The organism is Amycolatopsis sp. NPDC049159 (genome assembly GCF_040648295.1).
GTDB classification, from domain to species: domain Bacteria; phylum Actinomycetota; class Actinomycetes; order Mycobacteriales; family Pseudonocardiaceae; genus Amycolatopsis; species Amycolatopsis pretoriensis_A.
This window is the reverse complement of the sequence record NZ_JBEZDL010000012.1, coordinates 203,753-218,272: the sequence shown is the minus strand read 5'-3', so window position 1 is coordinate 218,272 and position 14,520 is coordinate 203,753. Positions and strand designations below refer to the sequence as shown.

At 70.9% G+C, this 14,520-nt stretch carries 13 protein-coding genes; 11 read left to right on the top strand and 2 right to left on the bottom strand.

Annotated features, from left to right (window positions below; genetic code table 11):
* The first annotated feature begins 68 nt into the window (after nucleotides 1-68).
* The 4 genes from AB0B33_RS23495 (at nucleotide 69) to AB0B33_RS23480 (ending at nucleotide 5,776) form a co-directional block, all read left to right on the top strand.
* Nucleotides 69-3,287 carry a penicillin acylase family protein gene (locus tag AB0B33_RS23495; protein WP_360775280.1) on the top strand — a complete coding sequence of 1,073 codons (3,219 nt, stop codon included), beginning with the start codon at nucleotides 69-71 and terminating at the stop codon, nucleotides 3,285-3,287.
* Nucleotides 3,288-3,360: 73 nt separating this feature from the next.
* A complete protein-coding gene (locus tag AB0B33_RS23490) occupies nucleotides 3,361-4,401 on the top strand; it encodes a PLP-dependent transferase (RefSeq protein ID WP_360775277.1) in 1,041 nt (346 codons plus the stop codon).
* 59 nt (nucleotides 4,402-4,460) lie between these two features.
* Nucleotides 4,461-5,201: a hypothetical protein gene (locus AB0B33_RS23485; protein WP_360775274.1), complete on the top strand. Its 741-nt coding sequence runs from the start codon at nucleotides 4,461-4,463 to the stop codon at nucleotides 5,199-5,201.
* Entirely contained in the window at nucleotides 5,198-5,776 is a 579-nt protein-coding gene (locus AB0B33_RS23480) for a class F sortase (RefSeq protein WP_360775271.1), read from the top strand. The genes AB0B33_RS23485 and AB0B33_RS23480 overlap by 4 nt, the downstream gene beginning before the upstream one ends.
* Here the strand turns inward: AB0B33_RS23480 and AB0B33_RS23475 are convergent.
* Complete coding sequence (locus AB0B33_RS23475) at nucleotides 5,762-6,802, bottom strand: patatin-like phospholipase family protein (RefSeq protein WP_360775269.1); 1,041 nt, start codon at nucleotides 6,800-6,802, stop codon at nucleotides 5,762-5,764. The genes AB0B33_RS23480 and AB0B33_RS23475 overlap by 15 nt on opposite strands.
* Before the next feature lie 10 nt (nucleotides 6,803-6,812).
* Nucleotides 6,813-7,559, bottom strand: coding sequence for a FadR/GntR family transcriptional regulator (locus tag AB0B33_RS23470; RefSeq protein ID WP_360775266.1), 747 nt, complete (start codon nucleotides 7,557-7,559; stop codon nucleotides 6,813-6,815).
* A 66-nt stretch (nucleotides 7,560-7,625) separates the two neighbouring features.
* On the opposite strand from AB0B33_RS23470, the gene AB0B33_RS23465 reads away from it, so the two are divergent.
* Genes AB0B33_RS23465 through AB0B33_RS23435 form a run of 7 tightly spaced genes read left to right on the top strand, consistent with a single transcriptional unit; the run spans nucleotide 7,626 to nucleotide 14,518 of the window.
* A complete protein-coding gene (locus AB0B33_RS23465) occupies nucleotides 7,626-9,116 on the top strand; it encodes an ABC transporter substrate-binding protein (RefSeq protein WP_360775264.1) in 1,491 nt (496 codons plus the stop codon).
* On the top strand, nucleotides 9,113-10,057 hold the full coding sequence (locus tag AB0B33_RS23460) for an ABC transporter permease (protein WP_360775261.1): 945 nt from the start codon (nucleotides 9,113-9,115) through the stop codon (nucleotides 10,055-10,057). The genes AB0B33_RS23465 and AB0B33_RS23460 overlap by 4 nt, the downstream gene beginning before the upstream one ends.
* Nucleotides 10,057-10,863: an ABC transporter permease gene (locus AB0B33_RS23455; protein ID WP_360775258.1), complete on the top strand. Its 807-nt coding sequence runs from the start codon at nucleotides 10,057-10,059 to the stop codon at nucleotides 10,861-10,863. The genes AB0B33_RS23460 and AB0B33_RS23455 overlap by 1 nt, the downstream gene beginning before the upstream one ends.
* The gene (locus AB0B33_RS23450; protein ID WP_360775255.1) at nucleotides 10,860-11,591 is read left to right on the top strand and encodes an ABC transporter ATP-binding protein; all 732 of its coding nucleotides are present in this window, start codon (nucleotides 10,860-10,862) and stop codon (nucleotides 11,589-11,591) included. Before AB0B33_RS23455 ends, AB0B33_RS23450 begins: the two co-directional genes overlap by 4 nt.
* Complete coding sequence (locus tag AB0B33_RS23445; protein WP_360775252.1) at nucleotides 11,588-12,361, top strand: ATP-binding cassette domain-containing protein; 774 nt, start codon at nucleotides 11,588-11,590, stop codon at nucleotides 12,359-12,361. The genes AB0B33_RS23450 and AB0B33_RS23445 overlap by 4 nt, the downstream gene beginning before the upstream one ends.
* Nucleotides 12,354-13,766, top strand: a complete 1,413-nt coding sequence (locus AB0B33_RS23440; protein WP_360775249.1) for an aldehyde dehydrogenase family protein — start codon at nucleotides 12,354-12,356, stop codon at nucleotides 13,764-13,766. Before AB0B33_RS23445 ends, AB0B33_RS23440 begins: the two co-directional genes overlap by 8 nt.
* Nucleotides 13,763-14,518: an SDR family oxidoreductase gene (locus AB0B33_RS23435; protein WP_360775246.1), complete on the top strand. Its 756-nt coding sequence runs from the start codon at nucleotides 13,763-13,765 to the stop codon at nucleotides 14,516-14,518. The genes AB0B33_RS23440 and AB0B33_RS23435 overlap by 4 nt, the downstream gene beginning before the upstream one ends.
* Nucleotides 14,519-14,520: the final 2 nt, after the last annotated feature.

The following is a 14,520-nucleotide window of genomic DNA, read 5'->3' as shown; positions in this document are numbered from 1 at the left end:
TCTTCACACTTGTCCTACTGCTCGGTAGCGTGCGCTTCGTCACTCTTCTGAGCTGAGGGGAGCCCGGTATGCGACGAGGCATCCGAGCCTTGACCTTCACGGCGCTGGGGGCCCTCGTGGCCGGGCTGACCCAAGTCGCCGTCACCGCGCCGGCCGCGCAGGCGGCCGCGTCGCCCGACGACTACTGCGGCGGGCAGTGCAGCGACATCCTGCCGCCCGGCGAACAGGGCAGCGCCACCCTCGCGGAAATCCTGGCGCACAAGGTGCTCGGTACCCGTCCGGCGCACTCGGCCGACCAGCTCGGGAAGTACTCCTCCCTGGCCAACGGCTACCAGACGCTGACCACCGGCGCGATCAACCAGTACTTCAACGACTCGTCGTTCGGCGTCGCCGCCGACCAGGTCGCGAGCACGACCAAGCCGCGCTCCGACGTGACGATCGTGCGGGACAAGGCCCTCGGCGTCCCGCACATCACCGGCACCACCCGGTCCGGCACCGAGTTCGGCGCCGGGTACGCCGCCGCGCAGGACCGGCTGTGGCTGATGGACGTCCTGCGCCACGCCGCGCGCGGGCAGGTCACCCCGTTCGCCGGCGGCGCGGAGGCCAACCGCGAGCTGGAGCAGCAGTTCTTCTCGAACGCGCCGTACACCGAAGCCGAGCTGCAGCAGCAGATCGACCGCGTGGCGAGCAACGGCCCGCGCGGCGCGCAGGGCCTCGCCGACGCGCAGGCTTACGTCGACGGCATCAACAAGTACATCAGCGACTCCTACAGCGGCCGGTACTTCCCGGGCGAGTACGTGCTCACCGGGCACGTCGACGCGATCACCAACGCCGGGTCGATCGACCCGTTCAAGCTGACCGACCTGGTCGCGCTCGCCTCGCTGGTCGGCGCCGAGTTCGGCGCGGGCGGCGGCGGCGAGGTGCAGAACGCCATCGCGAAGCTCGCGATGCAGGAGAAGTACGGCGTCGTCCAGGGCGAGAAGGTGTGGCAGAGCCTCCGTTCAGAGGACGACCCCGAAGCCGTCAAGACACTGCACGACGGCCAGACCTTCCCGTACGGCAAGACGCCGGCCAACGCGGCCGGCCGGGCGATGCCGGACAAGGGTTCGGTGACCGGGCAGCAGCTCGTGTTCGACAAGACCGGCTCGGCCTCGACCGCGACACCGTCCACTGTGGACGTCGCCGCGCCCGCCGACCAGGAGCCCGCCCGCGGCATGTTCGAAGGCGGCGTGCTGCCGGGCAACATGCTCAGCGAGAAGCACGGCATGTCCAACGCGCTGCTCGTCTCCGGCGCGAAGACCGCCAGCGGTCACCCGGTCGCCGTGTTCGGCCCGCAGACCGGCTACTTCGCCCCGCAGCTGCTGCTGTTGCAGGAACTGCAGGGCCCGGGCATCAGCTCGCGCGGCGCGGCCTTCGCCGGCCTGAGCATGTACACGCTCCTCGGGCGCGGGCAGGACTACTCGTGGAGCGCGACGACGTCGGCGCAGGACATCATCGACACCTACGCGCTGACGCTGTGCGACCCGAGCGGCAAGGCGCCGACGAAGGACTCGAACTACTACACCTGGCAAGGCCAGTGCATCCCGATGGAGACCGTCGAGGTCAAGAACGCCTGGAAGCCGACGGTGGCCGACGGGACCGCGGCGGGTTCGTACACCTTGCGCAGCTACCGGACGAAGTACGGGCCGGTGCAGAGCCGGGCGACCGTCGGCGGCAAGCCGGTGGCCTACGCGGCGCTGCGCTCGTCGTACTTCCACGAGGTCGACTCGCTGATCGGCTTCCAGGAGCTGAACGACCCGGGCTTCGTCAAGTCCGCGGCGGACTTCCAGAAGGCCGCGGCCGACATCAACTACACGTTCAACTGGTTCTACGCCGACTCGAAGGACATCGCGTACTTCAACTCGGGGAGCAACCCGTCGCGGCAGTCCAATGTGGACCCGAACATGCCGGTGTGGGGCGACCAGGGCCACGACTGGAACGGCTGGAACCCGGCGGGCAACGTCGCGACCTACACGCCGGCGTCGCAGCACCCGCAGTCGGTCAACCAGGACTACTACGTCAGCTGGAACAACGCGCAGGCCAACGGCTACGCGGCCGCCGGCGCGGACAAGTCCGCCGTGCACCGCGTCGACCTGCTCGACACGCGCGTGAAGACGATGATCCTCACCGGCACCAAGGTCACCCGGGTCAACCTGACCCAGGCGATGGAGGACGCCGCGCTGGCCGACCTGCGCGCCGAGCGCGTCCTGCCGCTGCTGCTGCAGGTGCTCGACAAGACGCCGACCACCGGGGCGGCCGCGGACGCCGAGGCGAAGCTCAAAGCGTGGCTGGTCAACGGCCACAAGCGCACGGAGACTTCGCCGGGCAGCAAGGCGTACGCGGACGCCGACGCGATCCGCATCTTCGACGCCTGGTGGCCGCTGCTCGTCCAGGCCGAGTTCAAGCCGGGCATGGGCGACGACGCCTACAACGCGATGACCGGCGTGATCGGCATCAACGAAAGCCCGTCCGGCTGGCAGAACGGCAACGGGCAGCACACCGGCCAGCCGCACAAGGGCTCGTCGTTCCAGGTCGGCTGGTGGGGCTACGTCAGCAAGGACATCCGGCAGATGCTCGGCCAGCCGGTGGCCGGCCCGCTCGGCCAGACGTTCTGCGGCGGCGGCAACGTCACGACGTGCCGCCAGGCGCTGGTCGACTCGCTGACCACCGCCGCCGGCCAGGCCGCGAACACCGTCTACCCCGGTGACGCGTCCTGCTCGGCCGGTGACCAGTGGTGCGCCGACACGATCGTCCACAACCCGCTGGGCGGCATCACGCAGGACAAGATCAGCTGGCAGAACCGCCCGACGTTCCAGCAGGTCGTCGAGTACACCGCGCACCGCGGCGACAACATCGCCAACCTCGCGCCGGGGAAGACGGTCAGCGCCACCAGCGCCGAGACCGGCCTCTACAACTCGCCGGCGTCGAACGCGATCGACGGCAACGCCTCGACCCGCTGGGCCAGCGACTGGAGCGACGACCAGGCGATCACCGTCGACCTCGGGTCGGTCCAGCCGGTCAGCCGGGTGCTGCTGAGCTGGGAGAAGGCGTACGGGAAGAGCTACCGGATCCAGCTCTCCCCGGACGCGGTGAACTGGACGGACGCGGCTTCGGTGACCGACGGCGACGGCGGGCAGGACAACGTCTCGTTCGCCGCGACCCAGGCCCGGTTCGTCAAGCTGCAGGGCGTCCAGCGCGGCACGAAGTACGGCTACTCGCTCTACGAGTTCGAGGTGTACGCCCACTGAGACCAGGCCGGGCCGCTCGCGGACGCGCGGGCGGCCCGGCCTCCCCACCCGGGCGCCGGGTTACCGTGATCGCATGGACGACTGGACGCCCCGCACCAAGGCCATCGCGGCCGGCCGCCCGCACGGCCCCGGCGAACCGCTGAACACCCCGCTCGTCGCCACCAGCACGTACCAGGCCGGTGGCGATTTCGTGTACGCGCGCGGGGACGGCACGCCGACCTGGCTGGCCCTCGAAGAAGCCGTCGGGGCGCTGGAAGGCGGGTACGCGACGGCGTTCGCGTCCGGCGTCGCCACCCTCTCCGCCGTACTGGACCTGCTGCCGGTCGGGTCGCGGGTCGTCGTGCCGACGTTCAGCTACGCCGTGACGCGCGGGGTGCTGACCCACGCGCAGAAGCTCGGCAAGCTCGCCGTCACCGAGCTCGAGCCGACCGACACCGACGCCTGGGTCGCCGAGGCCGCGACCGCCGACCTGGTCTGGCTCGAGTCGCCGACCAACCCCACCCTCGACGTGATGGCGATCGAGACCATCGCCGCCGCCGCGCGCGGGCGGGTCGTCGTCGACAACACCTTCGCGACGCCGTTGCTGCAGCGGCCGCTCGAACTCGGCGCCGACGTCGTCGTGCACAGCGCGACCAAGGCCATCGGCGGGCACAGCGACCTGCTGCTCGGCATCACCGTGGCCAAGGACCCGGCGGTCGCCGAGGAGCTGAAGGGCGCGCGGACCCGCGTCGGGTCGACGCCGGGCGCGCTGGAGGCGTGGCTCGCCCTGCGCGGCCTGCGGACCATGCCGGTCCGGCTGGCGGAGCAGTCCCGCACCGCCGCGCTGCTGGCCGGGCGCCTCGCCGGGCACCCCGCCGTCCGGCGCGTGCGGTACCCGGGCTTCGGGATGATGGTCGCGTTCGACCTGGCCGACGCCGAGACGGCCGACGCCTTCTGCGCGGGCGTCCGGCTGATCCGGTCGGCGACCAGCCTCGGCGGCGTCGAAAGCCTGGTCGAACGGCGGGCCTGGCTCGCCGGCGAGGAACGCGTGCCGCCCGGGCTCATCAGGTTCAGCGTCGGTTTGGAGGACCCCGAGGACCTTTGGCGGGATCTGCGGTTCGCCCTCCCGGAGTAACGCGGACGGGTGATGCCTCGATAGTCCGGCATCGCAGTCCTCGCCGTTGGGAGTCCGTCGTGGGTAGAACGCTGAGCCGGGTCGCGGGCATCGTGTCCGCGGGTGCGCTGATCACCGCCGCCACCGCACCGGCCGCACTGGCCCAGACGGACACCACGGCACCGGAAACGACCACGACGACGTCGTCCGAAACGACGACCACCACCGCGCCGAGCACGACCGAGACCACCACGACGACGGCACCGTCCACGTCGGAGACGACCGGGACCACCACGACGCCGTCGGTGACCGGCCCGGTGAAGACCGACGCCCCCGACACGACCACCACGACGGCGACGAGCGAGCCGCCCAAGGACGACTACCAGGACAACGTCGGGCACGGGTTCGTCGGCCTCGGCGGCGAAGGCGTCCTGGTCATCGCCTGCGCGGCCGGGCGCCCGGGCGACGTCGCGACCCAGTACCTGAGCGTCACCGGCGGCCCGGACCAGGACGAGGCCGACGGCCGCTACTGGAACTACTCCGTGCGCGTGGTCGACGCCCCGGCCGGCACCACGACCGCGAAGTTCAGCTGGACCTGCGCCGGCGTCGAGGGCAACGGCGTGGTCGAGTTCGAGCAGGAGCAGCCGCCGGGCACCAGCACTTCGTCGTCGAGCACCGTGCCGTCCAGCACCGCCCCGGTCACCACGGCGACGTCCGCCACGACGACGTCGGCCGCGCCGGGCAACAGCGCCCCGAAGGCCCAGGTCAAGGTCGCGCCCAAGGGCGGGGTCGAGACGGGCTTCGGCGGCACGGCCTGGTGAGCGCCCGGCGGGCGGGTGCCGCACTCGCCCTCGTGCTGGCGCTCGCCGCCTGCAGCACCCCGGAGCAGCCGAAAGCCGCCGCCCCGGTGCCCCCTTCGGCGCCGGTGACGGTGCCGTTCAAGGGACTCCGGCCGACGTCGGTGAAGATCCCCAAGATCGGCGCGGAGTCCAGCCTGCTCGCGGTGGCGGTCAAGCCCGACGGCGCGATCTCCGTCCCGTCGGTGCACACGCCGATGCAGGCGGCCTGGTACAAGCTCTCGCCGGTGCCCGGGGACGTCGGCCCGGCGATCGTGCTCGGCCACGTCGACGGCGACAAGAAGCCCGGAATCTTCTTCAAGCTCAAGGACCTCGTGCCGGGCGACGAAGTGGACGTCGACCGCAGCGACGGCAAGAAGCTGAAGTTCGTCGTCGACCGCGTCACGCAGGTCCCGAAGGACACGTTCCCCCGCGAAGCCGTGTACGGCAACAGCGACAAGCCCGAGCTGCGGCTGATCACGTGCGGTGGCGCGTTCGACCACGCCGAACACTCCTACCGGGACAACATCGTCGTCTACGCGAACCTAGCCGACGCCTGAACCCGGGTACGGGAACTCCGGCTTCAGCGTGGTTCCCGGGCAGACCCAGCGCCGCATGCCGGCGTCGCACACCGCGTAACCCCAGTTGATCAGGTGGTCCTGCGTCTGCTCCGGCATCCTGGTGAGCCGCGTCTTCGTCACGGCCAGCGCGCGAGTCTGCTCGACCGGCGCCGGCAGCGCGTCGGGCAGGTCGAAGTGCGAGATGTCGCTGTAGGTCGCCCAGTACGTCCCGGCGAACCGCTTGTCCTGGTAGGACTTCAGCAGTGAGCCGGTGCGCAGCTCGCGGACCTGGTTGTCCATCACGGTCAGCACGCGGAACATCTGCATCGGCCAGTTGTGGCTCGGCTTTTCCTCGTGCTTCATCTTCTTGCCCGCGTCGCTGACCAGCACGGTCTCGCGCTGGTTCTCGATCGGGTCGAGGCCGAGGTTGTCGTACACCCCGGCGTCGCTGAGCACGATCTTGCGGTCCGGCTGGTGCGGGTCCGGGATCACGACCGGCGAAAGCAGCGGCGGGAACGCCGACGACGCGGCCACCGCCGTCGCGAGCGGGATCTGCCCGTGCGGCCCGGCTTGGCGGAAGAACCACCACAGCGAGCCGTCCTGCAGGCTGGTCGCGGTGAAGACGAAGTTCGGGCCGGCCGGGTCGAGGTCCGCGAGGCGGCAGTCGCCGAAGAGGTGCTTCGCGTACCGGCTTGCGAGCTCTTCGCCCGCGCTGCGCCACGGCATGAGCATGGCCTTCAGCGTCACGGGGACGTCGAGGTTCGTGCGGGCCAGTTTCCGCAGCGGCTGCACGACTTCCTTGCCGAAGTTCTCCGCGACGCCGTCTTCGCCGAAGTACAGCTTGTGCCACGCGTGCGCCAGCACCCCGGCCGCGATCGACCCGCCGGAAACGCTGGAAACGGTGGTCAGCTTCGGCAGCCAGCCGAGTTCGTTGAGGCGCCAGAGCGCGCCGGCGTGGAAGAGCATCGCCCGGTAACCACCCCCGGAAAGCGCGAGCCCGACACCGTCCCGTTTCGCCGCGTCCACCCGGCCGAGTCTAGGACCGCAGCAACGGCGCCAGCAGCGGGCGTTGCGGAGCGGGCACGTATTCGGCGTAGTTGTCGTACAACGCCTGCTTGGCCAGGTGCGCCGCACCGGCGCCGTCGGCGGACCGGATCGCGTCGAGCACCTCGGCGTGGTGCGCGAGCCAGGTGCGCATCAGCGACGTCCGGTCGCTGGCGTGCTCGAGCTTGTCCTCGATCAGTTCCAGCACGACCCCGCGGACGACTTCTTCGCTGACCACCAGCAGGGGGTTGCGCGAGATCCGCGCGATGACCTCGTGGAAAGCGACGTCCGCGCGGCTGAACTCCGCATACCCGCGCGAGACGCCTTCGCGCATGGACTCCAGCGCCGTGTCGAGGCCGGCCAGGTCGTCTTCCGTGCGCAGCTCGGCCGCGAGCAGGTGGGCCGAGCCGTCGAGGATCATCCGGAACTGCAGGAGTTCCGCGAGCCCGACGTGGTTCGCCCGCGCGAGCCGGTGCATCGAGCGGTGCAACGCGGCGGGGGACGCGGCCAGCACCTCCGGGCCGCGCGGGTCACCGGGCCGCGAGCGGATCATTTCGGCGGCCTGCAGCACGCGCAGGGCCTCCCGGATCGTCGAGCGGCCGACGCCGAACTGCGTCATCAGCTCGCGCTCGCTCGGCAGCCGTTCGCCCGGTTTGAGCTCGCCGCTGATCACGGCCTGCTCGATCTGCTCGACGACCCGCTCGTACGCGCGGACCGGAGCCACCGGTTCGAACCGCATCCTTGACCTCGTCGTCCCCGCAATGTCAGGCTACTGGTCAGACCAGTGTACTGACCTGGAGGCCGAATGAAAGCCCGACTTCACGTGCTGGCAGCGGCGCTGCTGCTCGTGGTGTCCGGCTGCTCGGCCGGCTCGTCGGCGAGCGTTTCCGCCGGTCCGGACACGCTTTCCGTCGGCTTCACGGCGGAGCCGGCGAACTTCGACTTCACGCGCACGGACGGCGCCGCTATCCCGCAGGCGCTGCTCTACAACGTCTACGAAGGCCTGGTGAAGCTCGACTCACAGGGCCGGGTGGTGCCGTTGCTCGCGAAGTCGTGGACGATCAGCCCGGACCGCAAGACCTACGACTTCCAGCTGCAGCCCGGCGTCAAGTTCAGCAACGGCGCGCCCTTCACCGCCGAAGACGTCAAGTTCTCGCTGCTGCGCGTGAAGACCGACTGGACGATCTCGATCAAGTCCACGATGGACGTCGTCGACCACGTCGACGTCGTGGCGCCGGACCACGCGCGGGTCGTGCTCTCGAAGCCGTCCAACGGCTGGCTGTTCAGCCTCACCAGCCGGCTCGGCGCGATGTTCAGCCCGACCGGCGTCGCCGATCTGGCGACCAAGCCGGTCGGCACCGGGCCGTACGTCGTGGCGGCGCGCAAGCGCGGCGACTCCGTGGTGCTGAAGGCGAACCCCGCGTACTGGGGCCGGAAACCGGCGTACTCGACCGTCGTCCTCAAGTACATCAAGGACCCGACCGCGCTGAACAACGCGTTGTCCAGCAACGGCATCGACGTCATCTCGGCGATCACCGCGCCCGATTCGATCCCGCAGTTCCAGGCCGACGACCGGTTCCAGGTCGTCCAGGGCACCTCGAACTCCGAGGTCACGCTGGCCATGAACGGCGCGCGGCCGCCGCTGAACGACGTCCGCGTGCGCCAGGCCCTGACGTACGCGATCGACCGGAAGGCGCTGCTCGACACGGCGTGGGCCGGGCGCGGCACGCTGATCGGCAGCATGGTCCCGCCGACCGATCCCTGGTACGAGGACCTGTCGAAGGTCTACCCGTTCGATCCCGGGCGCGCGAAGGCGATGCTGACCGAAGCCGGTGCGACGAACCTGAACCTGCGCCTGCGGATCCCGAACCTGCCCTACGCGGTGTCGGCCGCGCAGGTCGTCCAGTCGCAGCTCGCCGACGTCGGCGTCCGGACCACGATCGAGCCGCTCGACTTCCCGGCGGTGTGGCTGAAGCAGGTGTTCACCGACCACGACTACGACCTGTCGATCATCCAGCACGTCGAAGCCCGCGACATCACGACGTTCGGGAAACCGAAGTACTACTGGGGTTACGACAGCAAGCGCGTCCGGCAGCTGCTCGCCGAGGCCGACAGCGGGACGCCGGAGCAGCAGGTCGCGGACATGAAGCAGGTGGCGCGGCAGCTGAACACCGACGCCGCCGCGGACTGGCTGTTCCTGTTCCCCAACGTCATCGTGGCGAAGGCCAAGGTCGGCGGGTTCGTCCGGAACCAGGTGAGCGAGTCGTTCGACCTCACCGGACTGGCCCCGCGATGACCGCCAAGGTGCTGCGCCGGGTGGCGATCTTCGTGGTCAGCGTGCTGGTCGCGTCGATCGTGGTGTTCCTGTTCATGGCCGTGCTGCCGGGCGATCCGGCGCAGGTCGCGCTCGGCGTCAACGCGACGCCGGAGCTGCTCGCCAAGACCCGCGCGGAGTTCGGCATCGACCGGCCGCTGGTCACGCAGTACTTCGACTGGATCTCCCGTGTGCTGCGCGGCGACTTCGGCCGCTCGTACGTCACGCGCGACTCCATCGGCCCGCAGCTGCTCGACCGCCTCGGCGTCACGCTCTGGCTGGTCGGCGCGGGCATGCTGGTGGCGCTGGTGATCGCGGTCCCCGCGGGCACGTTCGCCGCGGTGAAGCACCGGAAAGCGTCCGGTGCGGGCGTTTCCGGGCTGTCGCAGATCGGCGTCGCGATCCCCGCGTTCCTCGCCGGGATCATCCTCGTGCAGATCTTCGCCGTGCAGCTGCGCTGGCTGCCGTCGGGCGGCTGGACACCGCCCAACCAGAACGCGGGCGAGTTCGTCCGCGGGCTGATCCTCCCCGCGTTGTCGCTCGGTCTGGTGCAGGGCGCGGTGCTCACGCGCTATGTGCGCTCGGCCGTGCTCGACACGCTCGGCCAGGACTACCTGCGCACCGCGCGGTCCAAGGGCTTGCGGCCGGGGCAAGCGCTGGTGCGGCACGGCTTGCGCAACGCCTCCGTGCCCGTGGTGACCGTGCTCGGCCTGCAGCTGGCGACGCTGCTGATCGGTGCGGTCGTCGTCGAGCGCGTGTTCGTCCTGCCCGGCCTGGGTTCGATGCTGCTCGACGCCGTCGCCTCCCGCGATCTGCTGACCGTGCAGGGGATCGTGCTCGTGCTGGTGGTCGGCGTGCTGCTGGTCAACTTCGTCGTCGACCTCCTCTACACCGTGCTCGATCCGCGATTGCGGGGTTCGTGATGCGCAATCTCGTCCTCGGCGGGGTGCTCGTCGGCCTGGTCGTGCTGGCCGCGCTGCTGTCGTTCGTGTGGACGCCGTTCGACCCGGTGAAGGTGGACGCGGCGAGCCGGCTGCTCGACGCGAGCGCGGCCCACTGGTTCGGCACCGACAAGTTCGGGCGCGACCTGCTGAGCCAGCTCATGGTCGGCGCCCGCACCACGCTGTACGTCGGTGTCGTCGCCGTCGGCATCGCCGCGGTGATCGGCACGCCGCTGGGCATCCTCGCCGGGATGTCCCCGCGGTGGCTCGGCGAGTTCGTCATGCGGGTCAACGACCTCGTGCTCGCGTTCCCCGCGCTGCTGCTGGCGATCATGTTCGGCGCGGTGTTCGGGGCGGACACGCTGACCGCGATGGTCGCGATCGGCATCGCCACGATCCCGTCGTTCGCGCGGATCGCGCGCTCCGGAACGCTGCAGGTGATGAGCACCGAGTTCGTGCTCGCCGCGCGGGCCGGCGGCCGGTCGCGGCTCACCATCGCCGTGCGGCACGTGCTGCCGAACATCTCCGGCCTGCTGATCGTGCAGGCGTCGGTGTCGTTCGCGATCGCCGTGCTCGCCGAAGCGGCGTTGTCGTTCCTGGGCTTCGGCACGCGGCCGCCGACGCCGTCGTGGGGCCGGATGCTGCAGGAGTCTCAGGAACTGCTGACCGTGCACCCGCGGCTGGCGCTGGTCCCTGGCATCGCGATCGCCGTCGCCGTGCTCGGGTTCAACCTCCTCGGCGACGGCCTGCGCGACCGCCTGGACCCCCGATTGGCGGCGCGGGTATGACGCTTTCGGTGCGGGGCCTCGGCGTCGGCGACCTCGTTCGCGACGTCTCCTTCGAGATCGGCGCGGGTGAGCGCGTCGGGCTGATCGGCGAGTCCGGCTCGGGGAAGTCGTTGACGGCGTTGTCGATCATGGGCCTGCTGCCCGAAGAGCTGCGCGCGTCGGGCTCGGTCCGGCTGGGCGATCGCGAGCTGCTCGGAATGTCCGAAAAGGACCTCTCCCGGCTGCGCGGCGACGAGCTGGCCATGGTGTTCCAGGAGCCGATGACGGCGTTGAACCCGGCCATGCGCGTCGGCCGCCAGGTCACCGAGCCCGGGCGGATCCACGGCCGCCGCCGGTCCGCGGACGAACTCCTCGATGCGGTCGGGCTGGCGGGCACCGCTCGCGCGTACCCGCACCAGCTGTCCGGCGGGCAGCGGCAGCGGGTCGTGCTGGCGATGGCGCTGGCCAACGAGCCGTCGCTGCTGATCTGCGACGAGCCGACGACCGCGCTCGACGTCACCGTGCAGGCCCAGATCCTCTCGCTCATCAAAGCCGCACTTTCACGTGAAAGTGCGCTCCTCTTCATCAGCCACGACCTCGCGGTGGTGGCGTCGGTGTGCGAGCGCGTGCTCGTGATGCTGGACGGCGAGATCGTCGAAGCGGGCTCCACGCGCGAAGTGCTGACCTCGCCTTCGCATGCCTACACGCGGAAGCTCCTGGATGCTTCGGACCTGGAGGGCCGCCGATGAGCATCATCGAAGTCCGTGACCTCGAACGCCGGTACGCGCGGCGGGACGTCCACGCGCTGCGCGGCGTCAGCTTCGACGTCGAGGCCGGACAGCGCTTCGGCATCGTCGGGGAGTCCGGCTCCGGCAAGTCCACGCTGGTCCGGCTGCTGGCCGCGCTCGACAAGCCGACGGCCGGCACCGTCACGTTCCAAGGCCGCCGGATCGACGACCTGCCCGAACGCCAACTCGGCTTCCTGCGGTCGGAACTGCAGATCGTCTTCCAGGACCCGATGGGTTCGCTCGACCCCCGCATGCGCGTGCGGGACATCATTTCCGAACCGCTGGGCCGCCGCGAACCCGACCGCGTCGCCGAGCTGCTCGCCGCCGTCGGCCTGCCCGTCGACGCCGCCCAGCGCTACCCGCACCAGTTCTCCGGCGGCCAGCGGCAGCGCATCTCCATCGCCCGCGCGCTCGCGCCCCACCCGAGCGTCCTGATCGCCGACGAGCCGGTCAGCGCGCTCGACGTCTCCGTGCGCGGCCAGATCCTCGATCTCCTGGCCCAGCTGGTGGAGCAGTTCGCGCTGACGCTGATCTTCGTCTCGCACGACCTCGGCGTCGTCCGGCACGTCTGCGACCGCGTGGCCGTGATGCGCCGCGGCGAGATCGTCGAACTCGGCGACGTCGGCCAGGTCTACGAGGCGCCGCGGCACGAGTACACGCGGGAACTGCTGGCCGCCGCGCCGAACCTGCGCGCCGAGCTGGCCCGGCTGAGCGGAGGCGACGATGGCTGAGTACCCCGGCGGCCTGCCGGTCGGAGCGGGCTGGATGTCCACTGTGGACGTTGAAGAAATCGTTTTCCCCTACGACGGGAGCGTCGTCGGCACCGCGCCGGTCGGCACGCCCGAGCTGGCCCGGCAGGCAGTCGACGAAGCTGTCGCCGTCGCGCGCGAAGTGGCTTCGCTGCCTTCACGGGTCCGGCGTTCGCTGCTCAACGACGTCGCTTCGGCGGTGCGGGAGCGACGTGCGGAGTTCGAAGACCTGCTCGTGCTGGAGACCGGGAAGCCGCTGGTCGACTGCCGCGTCGAGGTCGCGCGCACGATCGTCACGTGGGAAGCCGCCGCCGAAGAGGTGTCGCGGCTGCACGGCGAGACCGTGCCGCTGGACTTGTTGCCCGCCGGCGACGGACTGGTCGGGTTCTGGAAGCGCAAGCCGATCGGCGTCGTCGTCGGCATCGCGGGCTTCAACTACCCGCTGCTGCTGGCGTCGCACAAGATCGCCCCGGCGATCGCCGCGGGCTGCCCGGTGATCGTCAAGCCCGCGCCCCAGACGCCGTTGGCCACCCTGTGGCTGGTGCACCTGGTCCGGACGCTCGCGCCGCTTCCCGCCATGGTCCAGCTGGTCACCGGCGACGCCGGGGTGGGTGCCGCGCTGACGACCGACCGCCGGATCGGCGCGGTCTCGTTCACCGGCTCGGCCGCGGTCGGCCACCGCATCGCCCGCGACGCGGCCCCGACGAAAACGCTGCTGGAGCTGGGTTCGAACGCGGCGCTCGTCGTCGCGGCGGACGCGGACCTCGAAGCCGCGGTGAACGCCGTGCTGCGCGGCGGGTTCTACGCGTCCGGCCAGGCCTGCATCTCGGTGCAGCGCGTGCTCGTCGTCGCGCCGGTCGCCGAGGAGTTCACCGAACGGCTGCTGGCGCGGCTCGGCGAAGTCGTCGTCGGCGATCCGCGGGACGAGCGGACGCGGGTGTCCGCGCTGATCGACCCCGCGTCCACCGACCGCGTCGCCGCCTGGATCGAAAAGGCCGGCGGCCGCCGGTTCGGCGGGGGTGTCGACGGCACAGTGCTGCGGCCGGCGGTCCTGCTCGACGTCCCGGACGGCGTCGAAGCCTGGGACGAGGAGATCTTCGGCCCGGTCGTCTGCGTGCGCACGGTGTCCGATGTGGACGAAGCCTTCGCCGCGGTCAACGCGTCCCGCTACGGCCTCCACGCAAGCGTCTACAGCAAGTCCTTGAACACGGCGTTCCGCGCGCTCGACGAGCTGGAGGTCGGCGGCGTCGTCGTCAACGAGGTGCCCGGGTTCCGCTCGGACACCATGCCCTACGGCGGGGTGAAGGACTCCGGCATCGGCCGCGAAGGGCCGCGGTTCGCCGTCGAAGAGCTGACCGTGACGAGGATGGCGGTGCTGCGCCCGTGAACTACTCGACGTTGTTCCGCTTGGACGGCCGCCGCGCGCTCGTGCTCGGCGCCGGTGGCATCGGCCGCGAAGCCGCTCGCGCGCTGGCCGCGCACGGCGCCGACGTGGTGTGCGCGGACCGCGACCTCCAAGCCGCGCGCGAGGCGGGCGTCGGCGAGGCGTACGAAATCGACCTGCTCGCGCCCCGTGCCGTGGACAAGGCGGCGAGCGAGCTCGGCCCGCTCGACGTCGTCGTGCTGACCGCCGCGACGAACGTCCGCAAGCGGCTGCTGGACTACACGCGCGAGGAGTTCGACCGCGTCATCGCGCTGAACCTCGGTGTGTCGTTCGAGGTCGTGCGCGTCTTCGGTGCCGACATGGTCGCGCGCGGGCGGGGCAGCATCATCGGCTTCTCGTCGATCCGCGGCACGACCGTCGAGCCCGGCCAAGGTCCGTACGCGGCCACGAAAGCCGGGCTGGTCCAGCTGTTCCGGACGGCGGCGGCGGAGTTCGGCCCGGCCGGCGTGCGGGTCAACGCCATCGCGCCCGGCGTCGTCGAGACGCCGTTGACCGCGCAGATCAAGGCGAACCCCGAGTGGTACGACGCGTACGCGGCGAAGGGCGCGTTGGGGCGCTGGGCGCGGCCGGACGAGCTCGCCGGCGCGGTCGTGTACCTCGCTTCGGACGCTTCGTCGTTCGTCACCGGCTCCGTGCTCGCGGTGGACGGCGGCTGGACCGCCGTCGACGGCCGCTTCGAACCGCCTGCCTCGTAAGG

Coding starts and splice junctions, on each gene's coding strand:
- AB0B33_RS23455 (WP_360775258.1), top strand. CDS start 10,057: ATGCGCAATCTCGTCCTCGGCGGGGTGCTCGTCGGCCTGGTCGTGCTG.
- AB0B33_RS23470 (WP_360775266.1), bottom strand. CDS start 7,559: ATGCGGTTCGAACCGGTGGCTCCGGTCCGCGCGTACGAGCGGGTCGTC.
- AB0B33_RS23490 (WP_360775277.1), top strand. CDS start 3,361: ATGGACGACTGGACGCCCCGCACCAAGGCCATCGCGGCCGGCCGCCCG.
- AB0B33_RS23465 (WP_360775264.1), top strand. CDS start 7,626: ATGAAAGCCCGACTTCACGTGCTGGCAGCGGCGCTGCTGCTCGTGGTG.
- AB0B33_RS23450 (WP_360775255.1), top strand. CDS start 10,860: ATGACGCTTTCGGTGCGGGGCCTCGGCGTCGGCGACCTCGTTCGCGAC.
- AB0B33_RS23495 (WP_360775280.1), top strand. CDS start 69: ATGCGACGAGGCATCCGAGCCTTGACCTTCACGGCGCTGGGGGCCCTC.
- AB0B33_RS23440 (WP_360775249.1), top strand. CDS start 12,354: ATGGCTGAGTACCCCGGCGGCCTGCCGGTCGGAGCGGGCTGGATGTCC.
- AB0B33_RS23460 (WP_360775261.1), top strand. CDS start 9,113: ATGACCGCCAAGGTGCTGCGCCGGGTGGCGATCTTCGTGGTCAGCGTG.
- AB0B33_RS23445 (WP_360775252.1), top strand. CDS start 11,588: ATGAGCATCATCGAAGTCCGTGACCTCGAACGCCGGTACGCGCGGCGG.